This is a genomic window from Bradyrhizobium sp. SBR1B (assembly GCF_014198205.1).
GTDB lineage: Bacteria > Pseudomonadota > Alphaproteobacteria > Rhizobiales > Xanthobacteraceae > Bradyrhizobium.
Genome location: NZ_JACIHC010000001.1, coordinates 1 through 19,669 on the forward strand (window position 1 = coordinate 1; position 19,669 = coordinate 19,669).

Annotated in this window: 24 protein-coding genes and 1 pseudogene; 7 read left to right on the plus strand and 18 right to left on the minus strand. The window is 65.2% G+C overall.

Features of this window, described 5'->3' with window-relative positions; all coding sequences use genetic code 11:
• Nucleotides 1-100 precede the first annotated feature (100 nt).
• The 4 genes from GGD61_RS00005 to mgtE form a co-directional block, all read right to left on the minus strand.
• Nucleotides 101-1,066: a hypothetical protein gene (locus tag GGD61_RS00005; protein ID WP_092259993.1), complete on the minus strand. Its 966-nt coding sequence runs from the start codon at nt 1,064-1,066 to the stop codon at nt 101-103.
• A 49-nt stretch (nt 1,067-1,115) separates the two neighbouring features.
• Nucleotides 1,116-1,934 (minus strand): aldo/keto reductase, encoded by an 819-nt coding sequence (locus GGD61_RS00010; RefSeq protein ID WP_092259995.1) that lies wholly within the window; start codon nt 1,932-1,934, stop codon nt 1,116-1,118.
• A 170-nt stretch (nt 1,935-2,104) separates the two neighbouring features.
• Nucleotides 2,105-2,422, minus strand: a complete 318-nt coding sequence (locus GGD61_RS00015; protein WP_038949950.1) for a DNA-binding transcriptional regulator — start codon at nt 2,420-2,422, stop codon at nt 2,105-2,107.
• 162 nt (nt 2,423-2,584) lie between these two features.
• Nucleotides 2,585-4,006 carry a magnesium transporter gene (mgtE, locus tag GGD61_RS00020; protein ID WP_018320588.1) on the minus strand — a complete coding sequence of 474 codons (1,422 nt, stop codon included), beginning with the start codon at nt 4,004-4,006 and terminating at the stop codon, nt 2,585-2,587.
• A gap of 115 nt (nt 4,007-4,121) precedes the next feature.
• Between mgtE and GGD61_RS00025 the strand changes: the two genes are divergently transcribed.
• A complete protein-coding gene (locus GGD61_RS00025) occupies nt 4,122-4,895 on the plus strand; it encodes a polysaccharide deacetylase family protein (protein WP_177237296.1) in 774 nt (257 codons plus the stop codon).
• A gap of 179 nt (nt 4,896-5,074) precedes the next feature.
• Nucleotides 5,075-6,352 carry a polysaccharide deacetylase family protein gene (locus GGD61_RS00030; protein ID WP_092259999.1) on the plus strand — a complete coding sequence of 426 codons (1,278 nt, stop codon included), beginning with the start codon at nt 5,075-5,077 and terminating at the stop codon, nt 6,350-6,352.
• A 7-nt stretch (nt 6,353-6,359) separates the two neighbouring features.
• Here the strand turns inward: GGD61_RS00030 and GGD61_RS00035 are convergent, their stop codons facing one another.
• Complete coding sequence (locus tag GGD61_RS00035; protein ID WP_018320591.1) at nt 6,360-6,734, minus strand: hypothetical protein; 375 nt, start codon at nt 6,732-6,734, stop codon at nt 6,360-6,362.
• A 272-nt stretch (nt 6,735-7,006) separates the two neighbouring features.
• On the opposite strand from GGD61_RS00035, the gene GGD61_RS00040 reads away from it, so the two are divergent.
• On the plus strand, nt 7,007-7,264 hold the full coding sequence (locus GGD61_RS00040) for a hypothetical protein (RefSeq protein WP_018320592.1): 258 nt from the start codon (nt 7,007-7,009) through the stop codon (nt 7,262-7,264).
• Between the two features lie 31 nt (nt 7,265-7,295).
• On the opposite strand, the gene GGD61_RS00045 is transcribed toward GGD61_RS00040, so the two are convergent.
• A complete protein-coding gene (locus tag GGD61_RS00045) occupies nt 7,296-8,564 on the minus strand; it encodes an ABC transporter substrate-binding protein (protein ID WP_244550728.1) in 1,269 nt (422 codons plus the stop codon).
• Between the two features lie 86 nt (nt 8,565-8,650).
• Nucleotides 8,651-9,337 carry a DJ-1/PfpI family protein gene (locus tag GGD61_RS00050; protein WP_092260002.1) on the minus strand — a complete coding sequence of 229 codons (687 nt, stop codon included), beginning with the start codon at nt 9,335-9,337 and terminating at the stop codon, nt 8,651-8,653.
• A gap of 91 nt (nt 9,338-9,428) precedes the next feature.
• Between GGD61_RS00050 and GGD61_RS00055 the strand changes: the two genes are divergently transcribed.
• The gene (locus GGD61_RS00055; RefSeq protein WP_028140546.1) at nt 9,429-10,367 is read left to right on the plus strand and encodes a GlxA family transcriptional regulator; all 939 of its coding nucleotides are present in this window, start codon (nt 9,429-9,431) and stop codon (nt 10,365-10,367) included.
• 17 nt (nt 10,368-10,384) lie between these two features.
• Here the strand turns inward: GGD61_RS00055 and GGD61_RS00060 are convergent, their stop codons facing one another.
• The 7 genes from GGD61_RS00060 to GGD61_RS00090 all read right to left on the minus strand — a co-directional run bounded on the left by GGD61_RS00060 (nt 10,385) and on the right by GGD61_RS00090 (nt 14,437).
• On the minus strand, nt 10,385-10,567 hold the full coding sequence (locus tag GGD61_RS00060; protein WP_018320596.1) for a hypothetical protein: 183 nt from the start codon (nt 10,565-10,567) through the stop codon (nt 10,385-10,387).
• A 12-nt stretch (nt 10,568-10,579) separates the two neighbouring features.
• Nucleotides 10,580-10,909 (minus strand): four-helix bundle copper-binding protein, encoded by a 330-nt coding sequence (locus GGD61_RS00065; protein ID WP_092260383.1) that lies wholly within the window; start codon nt 10,907-10,909, stop codon nt 10,580-10,582.
• Nucleotides 10,910-11,019: 110 nt separating this feature from the next.
• Nucleotides 11,020-11,994 carry a cation diffusion facilitator family transporter gene (locus tag GGD61_RS00070; RefSeq protein WP_092260004.1) on the minus strand — a complete coding sequence of 325 codons (975 nt, stop codon included), beginning with the start codon at nt 11,992-11,994 and terminating at the stop codon, nt 11,020-11,022.
• Nucleotides 11,991-12,890 (minus strand): NAD(P)/FAD-dependent oxidoreductase, encoded by a 900-nt coding sequence (locus GGD61_RS00075; protein WP_092260006.1) that lies wholly within the window; start codon nt 12,888-12,890, stop codon nt 11,991-11,993. The genes GGD61_RS00070 and GGD61_RS00075 overlap by 4 nt, the downstream gene beginning before the upstream one ends.
• Nucleotides 12,887-13,963, minus strand: a complete 1,077-nt coding sequence (locus tag GGD61_RS00080) for a flavodoxin family protein (protein ID WP_183229827.1) — start codon at nt 13,961-13,963, stop codon at nt 12,887-12,889. Before GGD61_RS00080 ends, GGD61_RS00075 begins: the two co-directional genes overlap by 4 nt.
• Before the next feature lie 64 nt (nt 13,964-14,027).
• Nucleotides 14,028-14,228: a hypothetical protein gene (locus GGD61_RS00085; RefSeq protein ID WP_092260010.1), complete on the minus strand. Its 201-nt coding sequence runs from the start codon at nt 14,226-14,228 to the stop codon at nt 14,028-14,030.
• Between the two features lie 2 nt (nt 14,229-14,230).
• Nucleotides 14,231-14,437, minus strand: a complete 207-nt coding sequence (locus GGD61_RS00090; protein WP_018320602.1) for a hypothetical protein — start codon at nt 14,435-14,437, stop codon at nt 14,231-14,233.
• Between the two features lie 255 nt (nt 14,438-14,692).
• Here GGD61_RS00090 and GGD61_RS00095 point away from each other — a divergent pair, with 255 nt between their 5' ends.
• Nucleotides 14,693-14,977, plus strand: coding sequence for a hypothetical protein (locus GGD61_RS00095; protein WP_092260012.1), 285 nt, complete (start codon nt 14,693-14,695; stop codon nt 14,975-14,977).
• A 180-nt stretch (nt 14,978-15,157) separates the two neighbouring features.
• Here GGD61_RS00095 and GGD61_RS00100 read toward each other — a convergent pair whose 3' ends face one another.
• Nucleotides 15,158-15,358 carry a hypothetical protein gene (locus tag GGD61_RS00100; protein WP_018320604.1) on the minus strand — a complete coding sequence of 67 codons (201 nt, stop codon included), beginning with the start codon at nt 15,356-15,358 and terminating at the stop codon, nt 15,158-15,160.
• 214 nt (nt 15,359-15,572) lie between these two features.
• On the opposite strand from GGD61_RS00100, the gene GGD61_RS00105 reads away from it, so the two are divergent.
• Nucleotides 15,573-15,752, plus strand: a complete 180-nt coding sequence (locus GGD61_RS00105; protein ID WP_183229829.1) for a hypothetical protein — start codon at nt 15,573-15,575, stop codon at nt 15,750-15,752.
• Between the two features lie 19 nt (nt 15,753-15,771).
• Here GGD61_RS00105 and GGD61_RS00110 read toward each other — a convergent pair whose 3' ends face one another.
• Nucleotides 15,772-16,518 carry a Crp/Fnr family transcriptional regulator gene (locus tag GGD61_RS00110; protein ID WP_183229831.1) on the minus strand — a complete coding sequence of 249 codons (747 nt, stop codon included), beginning with the start codon at nt 16,516-16,518 and terminating at the stop codon, nt 15,772-15,774.
• Between the two features lie 3 nt (nt 16,519-16,521).
• Nucleotides 16,522-17,759, minus strand: a pseudogene (locus GGD61_RS00115) (sensor histidine kinase); the annotation flags it as partial.
• A 162-nt stretch (nt 17,760-17,921) separates the two neighbouring features.
• Here GGD61_RS00115 and GGD61_RS00120 point away from each other — a divergent pair.
• Nucleotides 17,922-18,368: a response regulator gene (locus GGD61_RS00120; RefSeq protein ID WP_183229833.1), complete on the plus strand. Its 447-nt coding sequence runs from the start codon at nt 17,922-17,924 to the stop codon at nt 18,366-18,368.
• 354 nt (nt 18,369-18,722) lie between these two features.
• Here the strand turns inward: GGD61_RS00120 and GGD61_RS00125 are convergent, their stop codons facing one another.
• Complete coding sequence (locus tag GGD61_RS00125) at nt 18,723-19,505, minus strand: SDR family oxidoreductase (protein WP_092260016.1); 783 nt, start codon at nt 19,503-19,505, stop codon at nt 18,723-18,725.
• Nucleotides 19,506-19,669: the final 164 nt, after the last annotated feature.

The following is a 19,669-nucleotide window of genomic DNA, read 5'->3' on the forward strand; positions in this document are numbered from 1 at the left end:
CGGGACGGTGCGAGATGCCGGGCGAGCGGCCCCGGATTGCGCTTCCGCCGTCGCTCTTCGAGCTATGGCGGACAAGTCGCTTCATCCGGGCTACGCGAAGCTACGATCCGAAATCCCGTGGGCTGAACGGCAGGTCCATGATCTTCCATTCCCCGTACAGATTTGCCGGCAGCATCTTGTAAGGTTGGCAGTTCTGGAGCGCGCTCATGGCGGACTTCACGAGTGCCACCCCTTTTGCGGACGGCGGAGCCTCGATCAGGATCGGCTCGCGCGCCAGCGTGCCGTCGGTCGCGAACACCGTGCGCAGCTTGATGTGAACGGCGTCGGTCGGGCTGAGTCCGGCCGGCAATTTCGCACAGCTGCGCAAATGGCGACGAAGCGCGGCGATGACTTCAGCCGGCAACTTGGCTGCGATTGAATCCTTGGCATCGCCGCCATCGTCCTTGGGGGTGTCTTTCGGCAGTTCCGGCGGCAATTCCGGCGGCAGGCCCAGCATGACGCCGTACTTGACGGTGACGTCAGGTTGCGGAGCCTGATAGGCCGGCGGCGGTGCGGCCTCCGGCTGCTGCATCGCTTGCGGCGGCGGCTGCATCGGTGGCTGCGGCATCGCCTGGGACGGCGGTTGTTGCTGGGCTTGCGGCGGCGGCTGTTGCGACGGCTGTGGCTGTTGAGGCTGCGACTGCACGTTGGCCTCACGCTGCTTCGGCGCCGGCGAGGTTTGCGGCTGCTTCTGCTGCGGTTCAGGTGGCGTCTGCTGCGACGGTGCCGCGGCCTGCTGCTTGGCCGCGGGCTTGTCCGCCGCTTCGGACTTGTCGGTGAAATCGAGCTTCGGCAGTTTCAGATCGGGCGTCGGCTCCGGCGGCTTCTCCTTGGCCGCCTCCTTCGTCTCCTGCTCCTTGATCTCTTCCTTCACCTGCTCCGGCGTGACGATGTCGACGGTCACGGTCTCCGGCGGCTGGCTGCGAAACGGATGGACCTCGCTGATCACGATGATCAGCGCCACCAGCGTCAGATGCGCGATTGCTGACGCCGCAATGTCCGTCCGTATGATCTTCCGCAGTTCCATCGACCGATCTTGGGTTGCCGTCGCGGTCCTAGCATACCCCGGCCCCCTCTCAATCCCATTTCGGGGCGAAGCCGAAGTCGGTCAGGCGGCCCTTCGGATGGGCGAGTGCGGCGATCCGGCTCATCTCGTCCTCCGACAGCTCGAAATCGAAGATCTCGATGTTTTCAGACAGGCGTTCGATGCGCGAGGTGCGCGGGATCGCAGCGACATTCTGTTGCACCAGCCAGCGCAGGCAGACCTGCGCCGACGACTTGCGGTGGGCGCGTCCGATCTCGGCCAGCCTCTGGTCGGACTTGATGCGTCCCTTGGCGATCGGGCTGTAGGCGACGAGCGCAAGGTCATGCTGGTCGCAGGCCGCCCTCACCTTCGCCTGATCGAGATAAGGGTGGTATTCGACCTGGTTGCAGACCAGCGGCTCCGGCGAGAGCGCGACCGCCTGCTCGATCAGCGCCACCGTGAAATTGGAGACGCCGATGTGACGGGTCAGGCCCATGGTCTTCGCATGCGACAGCGCGCCGAGCGTCTCCACCAGCGGCACGTGCGAATTGGGCCAGTGCAGCAGCAACAGATCGACGCTAGGAAGCCGCAAGCGGGCCAGGCTCTCCTTGACCGAGCGCTCGAGATCGTGGGGCGCGAAATGGTTGGTCCAGACCTTGGTGGTGAGGAAGATGTCGTCGCGCCGCACGCCGGAGGCGCGCACGCCGTCGCCGACCTCGCGTTCGTTCTCGTAGACTTGCGCGGTGTCGATGTGGCGATAGCCGAGCCGCAGCGCCTGCTCGACCAGGCGCGCGGCAGGTCTTCCGCTCAGCTCCCAGGTCCCGAGCCCGATCGCCGGGATTTTTGCGCCATTGGCCTCGACGAACAGCATGAGGACTCCTCTTCCGTTGCGGCAGCCCCTGACGTCATCCGGTCTCATTATGGACCCGGCCCACGATGCTGCCAACGGAAGGCCGCGGCAGTCCAGCGGGTTATTTGGCGCAAATGCTAACGGGAGGTTCGCGTCAGGGCCCGGCAGCCCTCGGTGTCAGGGCTTTGGCGTCAGGCTTTGGCGAGCGCCTGGAACACGGTATCCGGGGCGTGCGCGATCACCGCGAGCAGCGCACGGGCCGGTCCCCGCGGCGCGCGCTTGCCCTGCTCCCAGTTGCGGATGGTCTCGACGGGAACGCCGAGCTTGGCGGCGAACTCCATCTGGGTCAGGCAGGCGCGGCGGCGCAAATCGCGCACTGCGAGTGGGTTGGCGTCGGCCGGCGCGGCATTGGCCGTGGGCTCGACCGGCGACGGCTGGACCGGAAATTCCTGTCCATCCCGCAACTCAACGACTCGTCCGTCCGCCTTCAGCCGCAACCGCATGCTCATTCCCCCAAGCGAGGCGATGATGCGGCAGGTCGCTTAAGTTCGGATTAAAGACAGGAGCCCGTAGCCCGGATGGAGCGCAGCGTAATCCGGGACCACTGTCGCTTGGGGCACCCCCGGATTGCGCTGCGCTCCATCCGGGCTACGAATTCCCGCTGCCCGCCCCTACCTCAACCCGAACCAGAGCGTCGCAATCCCGAGGAAGGAGAAGAAGCCGACCACGTCCGTCACCGTGGTGACGAAGGTGCCCGACGCCACCGCCGGGTCGGCCCTGACACGCTCCAGCGCCATCGGGATCAGGATGCCGCCAAGCGCGCCGGCGATGAGGTTGCACACCATCGCCAGCCCGATGACGATGCCGAGGCCTGGGATCTTGAACCAGGCCACCGCCGCAATCCCCGTGATCACGGCGAAGGCGAGCCCGTTGACGAGACCGACCAGCGCCTCGCGCATCACCACGCGCCAGGCGTTGGAAGAACCTAGCTCGCGCGTCGCCAGCGCCCGCACCGCCACCGTCATGGTCTGGGTGGCGGCATTGCCGCCCTGGCTCGCCACGATTGGCGCCAGCACGGCGAGCGCGACCATCTTCTCCAGCTGGCCCTCGAACAGGCCGAGCACGGAGGACGCCAGGAAGGCTGTCGCGAGATTGACCAGCAGCCAGTTGAACCGCGCGCGCGCAATCGTCAGGAAGGTATCCGATAGCTCTTCGTCGCTGGTGACGCCGCCGAGCGCCTTGAGGTCCTCGTCCGCCTCCTCCTCGATGACGTCGACGACGTCGTCGACGGTGATGACGCCGACCAGGCGGTCCTGGGTGTCGAGCACGGGAGCTGCGACGAGATTGTACTTGCCGAACATGCGCGCTACCTCTTCCTGGTCCTCCAGGACGGAGACGCGGCGGCGGTCCTCGTCGGTGAGCTCGGTGAGCGGCACCGGCCGGCGCGCGCGCAGCAGCACGTCGAGGGGGACTGCGCCCTGCCAGTGCTGGTCCTTGTCGACGACGTAGATCTCGTAGAAGCGGTCGGGCAGATCCGGCGTTTCGCGCATGTAGTCGATCGCCTGCCCCACGGTGAAATCCTGGGGCACCGCGATAAACTCGGTCTGCATCCGGCGGCCCGCGGAATTCTCGGGGTACAGCAGGCTGCGTTCGAGCGCGACGCGCTCCCTGAGCGGCAGCTTCTCGAGGATCTCCTCCTGCTCGGCCTGGTCGAGGGTCTCCAGCAGCTCGACGGCGTCGTCGGATTCGAGCTCGCGAACGCCCTCGGCGACGGTCTCCGGCGGCAGTTCTTCGAGGATCTCCTCGCGCACGCCCTCGTCGAGCTCGTTCAGCGCGGAGAAGTCGAAATCGCGCCCCGTCAGCTCGACCAGGCGGACGCGGTCGTCGGGCTCCAGAGCGCCGATGAGATCGCCGAGATCGGCCTCGTGCAGCTCGGCGACGCAGGCGCGCAGCGAGGCGCTGTCGCCGGCCTCGATCGCATGGGCGATTTCCTCGACGAATTCGTGCCTGATATCGCCGTCTTCATTGCGCATCGGCACGTGGTCGAGTACCGAATCCGCAGCGGATCGGGCAACGTCCATATGTTCATCCATGGCGCGCCTCGCCGTTTGACAGGTTGGAACGAATGGTCTGGGCTGACGGTCAGGCAATACCCACAAGGCAAAGCCGAGCGCAATGACAAAGATGCTTCGACAGCGGTGGACCGCGATGTCATCAGGCGCGGCCCTCGCTGCCCTGATCGGCATCGCCTCGACGGAAGCCGCCGAGTGCCCGCGCAAGGACGCGCTCGGCACCTCGCGCGTGCTGAGTGTCGATGCCAGGACCACGCCGCGCGTGGGCCTGAAGAGCTTTCCGCAGACGCTTGCGCTGGCCGATCACGAGGTCGTGCTGACCTTCGATGACGGGCCGAACCCGCCGACGACGTCGAAGGTGCTGGTAGCGCTGGCGCAGGAATGCGTGCGCGCGACCTTCTTCCTGATCGGCCTGCACGCCAGCCAGCATCCCGACATGGTCAAGCGCATCGCGCGCGAGGGCCACACCGTCGGCCACCACACCTTCTCGCATCCGTTCATGGCGCGGATCCCGTTCGACAAGGCCAAGGGCGAGATCGACCGCGGCGTCGCGGCCGTCGAGATGGCGCTGCACGGCAGCTCGACGGCGACGCCTTCGACGCCGTTCTTCCGCTTTCCCTATTTCCAGGGGACGCAAGCGCAGCTCGACCTGCTCCAGTCCCGCGGCGTCGTCGTGTTCGGCGCTGACCTCTGGGCCAGCGACTGGAACGAGATGACGCCGGAGCAAGAATTGAAGCTGGTCACGGAGCGGCTTGCCGCTAGCGGCAAGGGCATCGTCCTCTTCCACGACCCCAAGGCGCGCACCGCCGCGATCATGCCGGCCTTCCTGCGGTATCTGAGGGAGAACGGTTTTCGCGTGGTCCACATCGTGCCGGCCGGCCCGCCGCAGAAGAGCGCCGATGCGCGCTGATGCCGGAATGTCACGCCGGCGCAAAATGGGGTGATTTGGGCCCTATTAACACTCTGTTCATGATACCCCCTGCTAATGGACGGGGACTTTGTGACGGGTAAGGCTGCTGGCGCCTGAACCGTTTCCTGATGTCTCCGACCTACTATGGCGGCCATCGCACATGAGGGCAGACGGGGTTCATGATCGGAAGTAGCGTTGTCTTGCGGACGCGATCGTGGATCGTCCTTTGCCTCGGCGGATTCCTTGGATGTTCGACCATCGGATCGCCGGCGGCGCTTGCCGCCGACTGCCCGGGCCATCCCGACGCGCTCGGCACGTCCCGCACCCTGGTGGTCGATCCGCGCGAGCATCCGCTGATCGGCACCATGCAGTACCGCGAGACGCTGCCGCTCAAAGATCATGAGGTCGTCCTGACCTTCGACGACGGTCCGCTGCCGAAATATTCCAACCAGGTCCTCAAGATGCTCGACGACGAGTGCATCAAGGCGACCTTCTTCATCATCGGCAGCCAGGCCAAAGCGAATCCCGAAGGCGTGCGCAAGCTGGTGGCGGCGGGCCACACGGTCGGCACCCACAGCATGAACCATCCGCTGACCTTCGACCGGATGCCGATCGAGAAGGCCGAGGCCGAGATCAACGGCGGCATCGAGTGGACCTCGGCCGCGATGACCGACCCGTCCAAGCTGGCGCCGTTCTTCCGCATTCCCGGACTGATGCGCGCCGAAGGCGTCGAACACCATCTGATCTCGCGCGGCATCCAGGTGTGGAGCGCCGACTTCCCCGCCGACGACTGGCGCCATGTGTCGTCCGACCGCGTCTATCAGCTCGCGATCCAGCGGCTGGAGGCCAAGGGCAAGGGCATTTTGCTGCTGCACGACATCCAGGCCCGGACGGTCGCGGCGCTGCCAAAAATCATCCGCGACCTCAAGGCGCGCGGCTATCGCATCGTGCATGTTGTGCCGGCGACCGCCGAGCGGCCGGCGACGCCGACCACGCCGGTGGAATGGCTGCTGCATCCGCCGACCGAGACCGTGCCGATCGCGCGCTGGCCTTCCGTTCCGAGCTTCGTGTTCACGCAGACCAGGACGCTTCCGGCGCCCTCGCTCGCCGACCTCAATGCGCAGACCGAGCATCAGCCGCTGCTGCCGCGCCGAACCAAGGGTCAGATGGACGTCGCATCCGCCCTGCCCGTGCCCGGCCGCGCTCTGTTTGCGATCCCGGAAGGCTCGGTCGAGGTGCTGCTGTCGACGACATTGTCGCGGCGTGCCGCGACCCGGCTGGCAATGGCCGCCGAGACGCCGCATGCGGCCAGGGGCAAGGCCGCAAAGGGCAAGACGGCCAAGTCCCAGGCTCGGCACACCGCGCATGCGGCACCGGCCGCACCCAAGCCTGCCGCGCAGGCCAAGAGCGCCACGCCGCGCTCGACCCGCATCGCCAGCCTGAAGAAGCGCGCTTAATCCCTACCTACTGCCGCATGATGGCGGCGACGCAGAGCAGCACGATCAGCGCCAGGAAGAACAGGTCCATATAGGATTTGAGCTCGCCGTCGCGGCGCAGCCGGGCCACGTCGGCGACCACCTGCTTGCGCGCGTTCGTTCCCCCGGAGCCGTCATTGATCGGGCCCTGAAGCCTCCGCGTCTCGGCTTCCAGCTTCTCGATCTTCTGGAAGAAGTAGAACGCGCGGAGCGTCGAGACCGCGCGCATCGCGGCATAGATCAGCACCAGGATCGCCAGGATCGCCCGGTTCGGATACTTCTCCATGAAGTTCAGGCTGAAATAGACCACCGCCATGAACGCGAAGTTGGTGATGAAGCGGTAGACGAAGCTGAGAAAAACCATGCTGGCTCGAGCCTTGAGGGGTGCGCAGCCGGATCGTGCTGCGAATTCGGGATCGGGACCCAGACCGGGAGCTGGGTTGTGACGGCCCGTCTACGCCAACTTTGTTTCAACAAAGATACTGCAAGTCGCCGCCTTTTAGCCACACGCCGCCATAATGCAAGCCGGACGATGGCGGTCGGCCTACCCTGACGCAGCGCGCCCGCTACGGCTCAATGGCGATTTGACGGAAGTCGCGATAGACTGTGCGCTGCCGTCACATCTGGGATCTGCCGATGCCGAAGAAGGGAATCACCGGCCACGACGACTGGGTTCTGACCGAGGCTCTCGCGACCGCCCTGGTCGCGCTGGAGCAGCTCGAACCGAAGCACCAGCCGAACGCGCATATGGACGACCTCCGCAAGATGCTGGCGAACGGCAAGGAGCCGGCGGCGGTGAGCCTGCACCTCGCCCAGGCCAAATGCCGCCTGTTCCCCGACCTCGATCCGCTGGAGATCTACCGGGAATACGGCATCGGCGAGGAATATGGCTGAAGCGGCCGGCCGCCTGTCTTGACGAGAAGCGCTAGTTTCGTGACGTCTTGAGCAACGGGCATTCGCTGTCGCTCAGCGGCAGAAAGGCGTCCTCGGCAGGTATCTTCTCGACGACGTTGTAATAGTCCCAGGGCGTCTTCACGTCCGAGGGCTTCTTGACCTCGACGAGATAGAAATCATGCACCAGCTTGTTGTCGGCGCGCAGCCGCGCGCCGCGCGCGTAGAAATCGTCGACCGACATCGCGCGCATCTGCTCCAGAACAGCGTTCGTCTCGTCCGTTCCGGCCGCAGACGCGGCCTTCAGATATTGCGACACGGCGGAGTAGACGGCGGCCTGCGGCGCGGTCGGCATGGCGTTGTGAAGCTTGTAGAACCTCTGGGCGAACGCGCGCGTTTCCTCGTTGAGCGCCCAATACCAGGCGGTGACGGTCGTCAGCCCCTTGGCCGTTTCGGCCCCCATCGCGTGTACGTCGGTCAGGAACATCAGCTCGGCGACCGCCTTCTGCGGCCCCGCGTTCATTCCGAACTCGTTCCATTGCTTCATCGAGGTCACGAGCTGCTCGCCGGCATTGGCGAACGCAACCACCTTGGCCTTGGACGCCTGGGCCTGCAGCAGGAAGGAGCCGTAATCGGCATTTCCCAGCGGATGAAAGACCGCGCCGAGCGACTTGGCCCCTGCCGCCGCCAGCACGCGCTGGGACACCTCGACCATATTGCGTCCGAACGCGTAGTCGGACGCGATGAAGAACCAGCTGTCATAGCCTTGCGACACCAGCTTTCGGACCGAGCCGGCGACCAGATTGTAATTGTCGTGCAGCCACATCAGGCCGGTGCGCGAGCATTGCTTGCCGCCGATCTCGGTGGTGCCGACCGCCGAATAGATCACGATCCTGTTCTTGTCGCGCGCGATCGACTGGATGGCGAGCGCCACCGCGGAGTTTCCGACGTCGGCCACCATGTCGACGCCGTCCACGTCGAACCATTTGCGGACGATCTGGGCGCCGATATCCGGCTTGTTCTGATGGTCGGCGACGACGATCTCGGCCTTCAGCCCCGGCGTTGCGCGTTGAAAATCGTCCACGGCCATCCGCGCGGCGACGACGGAGCCGGGCCCGGCCAGATCCGACAACGGTCCGGCCTGGTCATTGATGATGCCGATCCTGACCACGCCACCGGAGAATTCGGCGGCCGCGCTCCGTTCGGCCAGCGCTGCCGGACTGAGCGCCAGGATGAGGCCGAAGGTCAAACGGCAAAGCCGGCTGCGCGACGATAGCAATTCTCCAACACGACAAGGCGCCATTGCCCCCTCCGCTTCAGCATCGCGACGGCATGTCGGCGATGATCGATATCCGGTCCCGACGGCGCTCGGCCGGTCGAATCTGCTCGCTATCCCTGCCGCTCGACGGCCTTCCTGACGAAGTCCAGCCGCCGCGCCTGCGCAGGCGCAACCCGTTCCTTCATGGCAGCGACGATCGCCGCCGGTGCCGTGTCCGGCGAGCCGGCCGCAAAGGGCGGTGCGGGATTGTACTCCATGCGCAGCTGGATCATCTCCGCAGCGGCCTGGCCTCGCAACATCGACACCAGGGTGAGCGCGAAGTCGATGCCGGCGGTGATGCCGCCGCCCGTCATGCGATTACGGTCGGTGCAGACCCTCTCCTGCGACAGCTCGGCTCCGAACAGCGGCAATGCATCCCTCGCCGTCCAGTGCGTGGCCGCGCGATATCCCTTCAACAGACCGGCGGCGCCGAGCACGAGCGAGCCGGTGCAGACCGACGTCACGTATTGCGCGCCCCTCTCCTGCTGTCGCAGAAAAGCGAGAACGTCCTCGTCCAGCATCAGCTCGTCGGTGCCGTAGCCGCCCGGAACGCAGATCACGTCGAGCTGCGGGCAATCGGCGAAGGTGACCGTCGGCGTCAGCGCGATGACGGAATCGCTCGGCACCGGCTCGATGCGTTTCCAGACCAGATGCACGGTCACGTCAGGCAGGCTGGAGAAGACCTGGGCGGGACCGGTGAGATCGAGCTGGGTGACGCGCGGAAAAACCAGAAGACCGATCTGCAACGGGCCCGACATGTCCAACCTCGACAACGTGCTTGACGGTTGCAGCCTGCCATGTTGGCCTTGCGGTCGAAATGGCTTAATTCCCTCAATTCTGGACACGCCCATGATCGGCTTCCTGATCTTTCCCGAATTCCAGTTGCTGGATGCGGCCGGTCCGATCTCGGTGTTCGAGATCGCCAGGCGTCACACGCCGAATGCGCCGCGCGTGATCACCGTCGCAACGAAAGCGGGCGCCGTGCGCAGCTCGTCGGGCATCGAGATGCTGGCGCGCAATCTGCGATCGGCAAGCTCGGTCACGACGCTGTTCGTCGCCGGTGGAGAGGGCGTGGAGGCCGCGGCGCGCTGCAAGACGACCATCGCCTTCATCCAGCGACTGGCGAGCCGCGGCGTGCGCATCGCCAGCGTTTGCAACGGCGCCTATCTTCTGGCGCAGGCGGGACTGCTGGACGGGCGCTGCGCGACCACGCACTGGTCTTGCACCCGCGACTTCATCGGACGCTACCCGAAGGTGCGACTCGAGCCGGACCAGATCTTCATCCGCGACGATCGGGTGTGGACGTCGGCCGGCATCACGGCCGGGATCGATCTCGCGCTCGCCATGATCGCGCAGGACCATGGCGAGGAGGTCTCGCAGGCGACCGCGCGGCAGCTGGTGCTCTATCATCGCCGCAGCGGCGGACAATCGCAGTTCTCGAGCTTGCTCGAGCTCAAGACGCCGAACGGCCGCTTCGGCAGCCTGTTGTCATGGGTGCGCGAGAATCTGGATGCGCATCTCACGGTCGAGGCGCTGGCCGAACGCGCCGGATTGAGCGCCCGACATTTCGTCCGCTCCTTCACTGCCGAGACCGGATCCACGCCGACCAAGGCGGTCGAGCGCCTGCGGGTCGAGGTGGCGCGCGAGCGCGTGCAGTCCTCCGGAGAGGCCATCGAGCGCGTCGCCCAATCCACCGGCTTTCGCGACCCCGAGCGGATGCGCAGGGCCTTCATCCGCGCATTCGGTCAGCCGCCGCAGTCGCTGCGACGCGCGGCGCGAAGCGCATGAGAAGCGGCCGGTCGACCTCAAGGCCCGCCGGCGACTGATCCCGCGATCACCATGACGAGGGCGCCAAGGTCGATCCTGCCGTTGACGGTCAGCTCCTCCGAGCTCTTCACCTCGCCCTGCACCTTGAGCGATTGCGGCCGGTCGGCGGCCTGCCGCTGCAGCTCGCCGATGATGGCGTCCTTGAGTTTCTCTTCCAGCATGGGCTTCGTCCTTCAGGCTGCCATCGCGCGGCAGGATTGTGCACAGGAGCGGCACGCCGAGACGCATTCGTCCATGCCGCCGACCCGCTCGCAATCGGCGGCGCATTCGGTGCAGATCTCGGCGCATTCGCCGCAGGTATGCCGGTGGTGCGGCGTGTTGATCAGCATGAAATGCGCAGCCGTCCGGCACATTTCGGCGCAGGCCATCATCAGGCGGAAGTGTTTCGGCTCGACGTGCTTGCCGCCGGTCTCGAGGCAATGGTTCATCGCCGTGCCGAGGCAGGTCTGGTAGCAGCTCATGCAGAGCGAGATGCAGCGGGTCATGTCTTCTGATTGAGCCATCCGGTTCTCTCCGTTGCGCATCGGTATCCCCCGCTCCACCAAGGCAAGGCAACGCACTTCGTTCCTGGTTCCGGCCGATTGTGACGTCCGCGGAACCGTCCGATGCAGCGCTAGCCGAAGCGCCTCTCGCGCAGCGCGCGGTAGCGGACATTGGTCTGCGGCTTGATGAACAGCGCCTTCACGCCCGGATGCCGCTTGCGGGTCTCCGCCTCGATCGCAATGACACATTGCTCGATGTCGTCCGCGCGCTTGTCATCCGCAAACTCGACGCTCAGGGCGGCGACGATCTCAGCCGGCGACAGCTGTACCGTCAGAAGGCCGTTGGCCCTGAGCACGCCGGGCGAGCGCCGTGCGATATCCAGAACGGACCGCGCCAGCTCCGGATCGGCAGGCTCGCCGATCAGCAGGCTCTTGCTCTCGCGCGCGAGGCCGACGGACGTGACCGCCAGCAATATGCCGATCAGGATCGAGCCGATGCCGTCCCAGACCGGCTGCTCCAGCCATACGGCAGCCGCTGTGGCCGCGGCAGCGATGGCGATGCCGACCAGCGCCGCGCTGTCCTCGAGCAGCACCATGAATGCCGGCGGATCCTTGCTGCGAACGAACGCCTGGTAGTATCCGAAGCGCTGGCCATCGGCGCTGAAGTGCCGCAGGGCGACCAGCCAGGAGGCGCCTTCGAACAGAAACGACAGGCCGAGCACCACGAAGCTGACCATGGGATCTTCGATCTGCTCGGGTGCGGCGACGTGCAGAATGCCCTGATACAGCGAGACACCGGCGCCCAGCGCGAAGATGAGCAGTGCAACGATGAAGCTCCAGAAATACAGCTCGCGCCCATAGCCAAGCGGGTGGCATTCGTCGGGCGGACGGCTCGCGCGCCGGTAGCCGTAGAGCAGCAGGATCTCGTTGGTGGTGTCGACGAGCGAATGCACGGCCTCGCTCGTCATCGCCGAGCTTCCCGTCCACGCAGCGGCGCCGATCTTGGTGACCGCGACGAGGACATTGCCGAGCAGCGCCGCGTAAACAGAGGTCTTCGTCGAAGATCCCCCCGCGACGTCTTCGATGTCTGGTGCCGCGCTCCTCATGCCAGGCGCCGCGGCAGGCTGTGGTGGATCGTGCAGGCGGCAACCGCGGCGTGGCCGAATGCGACCGAGATCTGGTGCAGGTCGGTGACGACGTCGCCGATGCCGTAAAGGCCGTCAACCGAGGTACGCTGATGGTCGTCGACCTTCAGATAACCCTCCCCGGTATGATCGGCGTCCAGCGAGACCGCGAGCTGCGAACGCACCTCGGCCCCCATCGCCGGATAGACCGTGTCGAATTGCATCGTCCGGCCATCGACGAAAACGGCCTCGAGACCCCCCACCCTTCGCCGCAAGCGCAGGTCGGGCGCGAACACGATGTCGACGCCGGCCTCGACCAGCTCCGATGTCACGCTCTCCTCGTCGTCCTGTCCGGTCGCGAGCAGCGTCACCTCGCGCGAGTAGCTGCGCAGGAACAGTGCCTTGCCGGCGGCCCGGCCAAGCGGGCCGACGACGCCGATGCGGCGGCCGATCACCTCGAAGGCGTCGCAGACGGGACAATAGCGCAGCAGCCCGTCCGCGACCGCGGCGCGCCATTGCTCGAATGGCGGATGGCTGTCGACGATGCCGCTGGCGAGGATGACGGTGGTGGCCTCGAGCGCGCCGCCGTTCCAGATCGCCTGAAAGCCGTCGTCGCGCCGCTGCAAGGCGGTAACCTCGGCTTCCACGCGCTCGACGGCGAGCTCGCCCAACTGCGCCGACATGCGCGCGATCAGGTCCGCGCCTGATAGTCCGTGGACGAAGCCGGGAACGTTGTGGCTGCGCGGGATCAGCGCGGCCCGGCTCGCGCCAAGGTCCACAACACAGACGCTGCGGCGGAAGCGTGCCAGATAGATCGCGGCCATCAGCCCGGCAGGGCCGCCGCCGACGACCAGGCAATCGAACCGCGCGCCGGTCATTTGGGATTCGGATCCGCAAGACCGGCGCCAGGCTCCTGCAGCTGCCCACTCCGCGCCAGCCGGACGGCATTGCCGAGCGCGCGCGCCGCGTTCTGCACCTCCTGCTGGAATTCCCCGTCGTCGTCGAGCTCGCGATGCGAGGTGGCATATGGCTCCATGTAGCCGACATAGCCGTCGAGCTCGGCAAAGCGCCCCGCCGAGATCAGCTGCATGTCGGTCAGCCAGTCCGACAAAGCGCGGCGCACGCCCTCGGCACCGACGGCGTCGCCATGAACGACCACGCCGAAATGACGGCCGGCGAGATGGCGCGGATAGGGCCAGCCCTTCAGCTCCATCGCCTTGGCCTCATCGGCCTTCTTGCCATGCGTCGAGGTCGGATCGGGATTGCCGCCGTCGGCGCAGACCATGCGGTCCATCATTGCCTTCAGCCCGGACGGCACGTGGTACCAATTCACCGGCGTCACGATCAGGATGCCGTGGGCCGCGACCCATAGCGGATAGATCTCGTTCATCCAGTCGCCGGTCTGCCCCAGCGAATAGTTCGGATAGCAGCTGCACGGCCAGTGACAGAGCGGCATGGCCGTGCCGACGCAGGATTTGCAGGGATGAATATTCTTGCCGAATTCCGAGGCGAGGCGCGACAGATCGAGAATGTCGACAGCAAACCCCATCTCGACGAAAACAGGTTCGGCCAACTTGACCAGACGCCAGGTCTTGGACATCTCGCCGGGACAGGTGTGCTCGCTCCGGGCCGAGCCATTAATGATGAGAATGCGCGGCGTCTCCTGCGCATCGTCATGCCGGCGCTGCGCCGCCAGGATCTTCGCGCGCGCGTCGAGCCAGTCGATAGCAATGTCGTAATCGGGGTCGGAGAAACCCGCGCCCGCCTTCCGCGTCAACGGCGCCTTGCGCGAATGGCTATAGGCGTCCCAAGCGGCGCCGACCACGGCATCGAGCTCGCGCTGCAGTGGGGCAAAGGCGGGATCGATGAACTGACGCTTGTAGCGCCGTTCGAACTCCTCGCGCGACAGCTTGACGGGCGGCATCCCCTTGCGAATTTCGGCATCCGTCATGTTGGCTCCCGGCGAAGGCGGTATCATCCGACCAACCCGGGGGGCAGCAACCGGTTCCTTGCCGCTACTGGCGCGCCACGTCCTGCGGCGTATCGAATTTCGCGATACGCTGGTCCAGCCGCCACAGCTCGATGCGATGGGCCAGCACGAGCGAGGCGGCCTCGCGCTTGGCCTGCTCGTCATTATCGCAGACGAGATTGATGCATCCGAACACATGCCCGTCCGGATCGATCTGGAACGCGCGGTAATGCTTGAAGTTGCGCATCGTCATTCTCCTCGTCTCGTGCAGACCGGTGCGCTCAGCCAGTCCGTCAGGTTCGAGGTCACGTCGTTCTGCTTGGCGCGCTGCAGCAGCAGCTCGCGCTCCCTGCCAGGCGGCAGGCTGAGTGCGCGCTCGCGGGCGTTTTCGGCAAATGCGGCCAATCGCTCCTGGAGCGATTGGGTCTGTTTCCTGCGGTTGCGTTTGGCGGTCATTGTTGTTCACGGTGATTTCGGTTGGACGGAAATCGGCGCCGGCGGGGGCCGCCGGGGTCGAGGTTCTCTTGTCATTCAGCTTCCGTCGCAAAGGCGGGTTCCGGCATTTCAAAAAGTTAAAGCTGCGCGATTTTGCGCGAGGACGGCCGCACGTCATCGTCCCTCGTGCTCGCGTGCCGTTCGTCACGATAATCGACTGCGCCGGAACCGAATTGCTGATTCGCATGTTCAAGAACGACTTGAAGGAGAAACATCATGGCGAAGACAGCATGGAAACGGCCGGGCTCCCCGATCGGCCGCAAGGGGCCACGCAAGGCCAATCCCGCGTACAAGCGCCGCGCGCGTCAGCCGTGGACGCCTGCGGATGTGAGCAAGCTGAAGCAGCTCGCGAAGGGAAACACGCCGACGGGCGTGATGAGCATCAAGTTGCAGCGCCCGGTCGCGGCCATTCGCAGCAAGGCGCAGCGCGAAGGGATTTCGCTGCGTCCGGCCAACCGCTCACCCTACAACCGGCGAACCAAAGCCGCGAAGCGGCGTTGACGGAAGGCACCGCCGGGTGACAACCGGACACAACGGGGACGATGGACGTGGCGCTCATTTTTCCGGTTTCTGCCCACGACATCAGCGCATCGGTACGCGCCGACATCTAACCCGTTCCCGGCGCGTGCCGCCTGAACTGCTGCACGCTTCGCTCCGTTCACACGCCAGGCCAAGCCGGCGTCAAACCGGCGGCTGCAAGCCCGGCGAGCGCAGCCACTCGCTCATCTGGGACCCGGTCTCCGCTTGGCGCGCCTTACGCAACATCTCGTCGCGCGCCGCTCCGGGCGGAAGCGACTTGGCTTCTTCGCGCAGCCGCTCCGCTTCGGCGGTCAGACGCATCTCCAACAGATCCGTTTGCTTCACTCGACGCCGCGTCAACATGGGCGTTCTCCCTGATCACTGGGTCGTCGGAGCGCTCCGTTGCGTTCTTACCGATTGAGGTCATTGCGCATAGCGATGGTTCTAGAACGTTCCAGAACCACAGCGGTTGCAGACCAGGCGCATCCCATGGTCGCGGCATAACCTAGGTTAAATTAGTCGGTGACAAAATTTGCTAATCTGGGGAACATCGAGTGACCGGCTTGGATTGGCGTAAATGGACGACTATCGCCGACTGCAGAAAATCTGCGAGAGCCAGGCCGCTCTCAGCTCCTCCCCCGCAACGCGGACTGCGCTGCTGGAAATGGCGGAGGAGTATCGCAAGCGAGCCGAATGCACGGCACTTCAGGGGGGGGGCGAGCCGGCCAATCCCGGACGCACCGAAGGTCTCGGCTAGCCGGCTGTCCCGGCCTCGATCAATCGGGCCGATAGAGCTGCAGGTAGTTCGGCGAGAACAACGCCGCGTCCTTGAGCGCGTCGAGATCGTTGATGGTCAGCGTGCGGTCGCGCAGCACGATCAGACCGGTCGCACGCAGCTCCTGCACCGTCCGGTTAAGATGCACCACCGACAACCCGGTGGCGTCGGCGAGATCCATCTGCGTGACCGGCATGACGCAGGAATTGCCGTCGACCATCCCGACGGGACGAAGCCGTTCGAATATCTCGCAGAACAGATGCGCCACGCGCTCCAAGGCGGTGCGGCGACCGAGGTTAATGGCCCATTCGCGCTGGATGGCGTTGTTGACGAGGGTCTCGCACCAGAACGCCTCGGCGAGCGAGCGATCGCTCATCGTCAGACTTTCGAAACGTGCGCGCTTGATCTCGGCGTAGACCACCGGCGTCATTGTCGCGATGGAATGGTCCATCACGGGGAGCAAGAACGCGTGCGCGTCACAGCTCTCGCCCGGAAAGATGAAATTGACGATCTGGCGCCGGCCGTCCTCGAGCGTCTTGTAGCGGCAGAGCCAGCCTGATAGCACCACACGGACGCTGTCAACGGGATCGCCCTCCGAGATCAAGTCTTCACTCGCCCCGGCGCGCACGAGACCTTCGAGCAACGCATGTTCAAGCGACGCACGGGCCTCCGACGACAACGGCCGCATCACGTTCAGCCGGCGAATGACCAGCTCCACCAGGCTGCGATCGGAGGTCGACAAGGACATCAGTCAGCCATCCGGTGTGTGGAACGTGCGCTTGTTCAGCGGAATAGCGATCGTGCATTGCAGCCCCGGGGGGTCGAATGCCAGGGAGGTCAGCCCCTTGAACTCGAACGCCAGCGTGCGCTCCAGAAGCTCCGTGCCAAAGCCCTTTCGCGGCGGCGGCTTGACCTGTGGCCCGCTGCGCTCGCGCCATTCGAACACCAGCTCCGCGGGCTCCGTGCTTTCGTCGATGCGCCAGCCGATTTCAATACGCCCGCTCGGCTGGCTCAAGGCGCCATATTTCAGCGCGTTCGTCGCAAGCTCGTGGATCGCGAGCGCGAACGTTTCGGCGGCCTTGGGCTGGAAGCGCACCTTGGGACCTGAGACCTGCATCTGCTCGCCCTCGCGGGCATTATAAGCGAGAAGCTCCTCGACCACGAGATATTCCAGATCGACACCGCCCTCGGGATCGCGTGTCACCAGCGCCTGGGTGCGGGCAAACGCGTTCAGCCGTCCGTCGAGATGGGAAGCATATTCCTCGACAGTAGTGGCGGATTCGGCCGAACGGCGGGCGATGGAGCGCACCACGCCGAGCGTATTGCGAACGCGGTGCTGCAGCTCGGCCAAAAGCAGGCGCTGCCGCTCCTCGGCGCGGGTGATCGCCGGAACATCGATGAAGGTGATGACAACGCCAGCGATGACATCGTCGATGCTGTGATAAGGCAGGATGCGCACGATGTAGCGCGTGTCGCCATCCAGCGCGCTCAGCTCACGCTCGGCGCTCGCAAGCGTACGCAGCACGCGGCGAATGTCGTCATAGAGTTCCTCGATCGGGATGCGCGCCTTGATGTGAGTGATGGGCCTGCCCGTGTCGGTCTCCACGAGATGCAGGAGCTGGGTAATTGCCGGTGTGAAGTTCATCACGCGCAGCTCATTGTCGAGAAAGACGGTCGCGATGCGCGTGCTCTCCAGGAAACTCTTGAGATCGCGGGTGGCACGCGTCAATTCCTCGACACGGTGCGTCAGCTCGCCGTTGATGATGGTCAGCTCCTCGTTGACCAACTGCAACTCCTCGGGCGAAGCTCCGGGCTCCTCGTGGGCCAAATGTAACTCCTCGTTGAGAGACTGGTATCCTCGTGGACGGTTTCGGCTACTCAGGGATGCTCTTCAGGGTTGCTCGCGAACTCCTCGAAATGTGGCCTGGAGGCGCTCGCCTGTGGCGCGCGCAGCTCGCTCCCGGGACGCTCGACATGCTCGGTGCGCACTGGCCCCTACCATAGCAAAAATCGACATTCTCCCAACGGATCAAAGGCAAATGATGATGGAGTCGCGTTTGGCCATGGAACCCACCCCGGCTTCCATCGTTGGGACCAAACCGGCCTCCGACCCTATGTTCCCATCGGTCCGGCAGGCTTGCTGGAGGGATCATGTCTATCTCCACCACCCCGCCTAGGCTAAGCTCGCCACTAACGGGTCGCCGTATCCTCGTGGTCGAGGATGAATATTTTCTCGCCGATGACATCGGCAAGGCGCTGCGCGCGCTCGGCGCGGAGATCGCCGGTCCCGTCGGCCACATCGAGGATGCGGTCGAAATGCTGCACGATGGCGGCGTTCTGGATGCAGCCGTGCTCGACGTGAACATCCGCGCCAAGCCGATCTTTCCCGTCGCCCGGGAGCTTAGGGCACGCCAGGTGCCCTTCGTGTTCACCACGGGCTACGACAGGATCAGCATCGAGCCGGAATTCCAGGACGTGCCGATCTGGGAGAAGCCGATCGACATCGTGGCCATGGTGCAGAATCTGGCGAGCCTCGTCGACGGTCAACCGTCATCGCCGCAGCCATCGTCGCCTGAACGGGCTGCGCCTGCGGGATGAACGAGCCGCAACCAAACGGGAATCAGAACAGATGCGCGAAGGCGAGCCAGGCGGTCACCGCCAGGCACAACACAACGGCGACGTAAGGTAGCGCGACGCGCAAGACGGCAAGCCTTTCCGCGTCAGCTCATCATCATCCAGGTAAATGCCGCCACCATCACGAGAAAACCCGTGATCGCGGTCGCGACAAAGGCCTGTTCGATGCGATCCATCGCCATCGCAGCCCCCTTTCCAGCCCGGGCAATGTGACCGCTTCGGGGCCGCCGCGCATTAGGCTATGTGAATCGGCTTTCCTCCTTTTGTCAGTCCGCCGGTTCAGCCGGGCAGCGCCGCGGAAGTTGCGACGACATCGCCCTACGACTTCGCCGTTCCCGGCTCGGCCATCTTGCGATGCTGCCTGGCCAGCATCTCGTTCGGGGTGACGTTGGCGACCGTGCTCTGGATCTTGTTCTTCAGCCCGGTGACGACATCGGACTCGCCGCGCAGCATCGCATCGAACCCCGCCTTGGCGACGTCGTAGGCGCCGTCCTTCTGCTCGGTGCCGACCTTGGTGTCCATCATCCCGGCGCGGCGGAAGAACTCGGTATCGGTGGCGCCCGGCATCAGGCAGGTGACGGTGACGCCGCTGTCACGCAATTCCTCGCGCAGCGCGAACGAGAATGAGTCCAGGAACGCTTTGCTGGCGTTATAGGCCGCCTGGAAACTGCCGGGCGTGAAGCCGGCGATCGAGCCCGTGATCAGGATGCGTCCGGACTTGCGCCGCAGCATCTCGTTGCCGACGCGATGGATCAGATAGAGCGTGCCGGTGATGTTGGTGTCGACGAGGTGCCTGACCCTGGCAAAATCCTGATCGAGGAACGCCCTGCCGAGCCCGATTCCGGCATTGGCCAGCAGCGCGTCGATCGGCCTGTCGCCGACCGCGGCGCAGAGCTTGTCGACGCCCTCGGTGGTGGCGAGATCGGCCTCGACGGGCTCAACGCTGACGCCGAGCCTGCGCAGATCGACCGCCACCCGCTCGATCATCGGCTCGTCAGCCGCGATGACGAGGTTGAATCCCGCCTGGGCACAGCACCTTGCGAGTTCCAGGCCGATACCGGTGGAAGCGCCGGTGACGATTGCGAGTTGATTGGCGGGCATGAGCGTGTCCTCGCTTGAGGTTGATCACGCCCAATTACTGCCCTGCGCTCTCGTTCCTATCCGCGTCGCGATTTGCGCCAGCCGGTGCAGTGCGAAGAATTTGCGCGCGGCGTTAGCAACCAACGTTCACGCCTCGACTTAGATGGCCAACTGGTTCAGTCGGG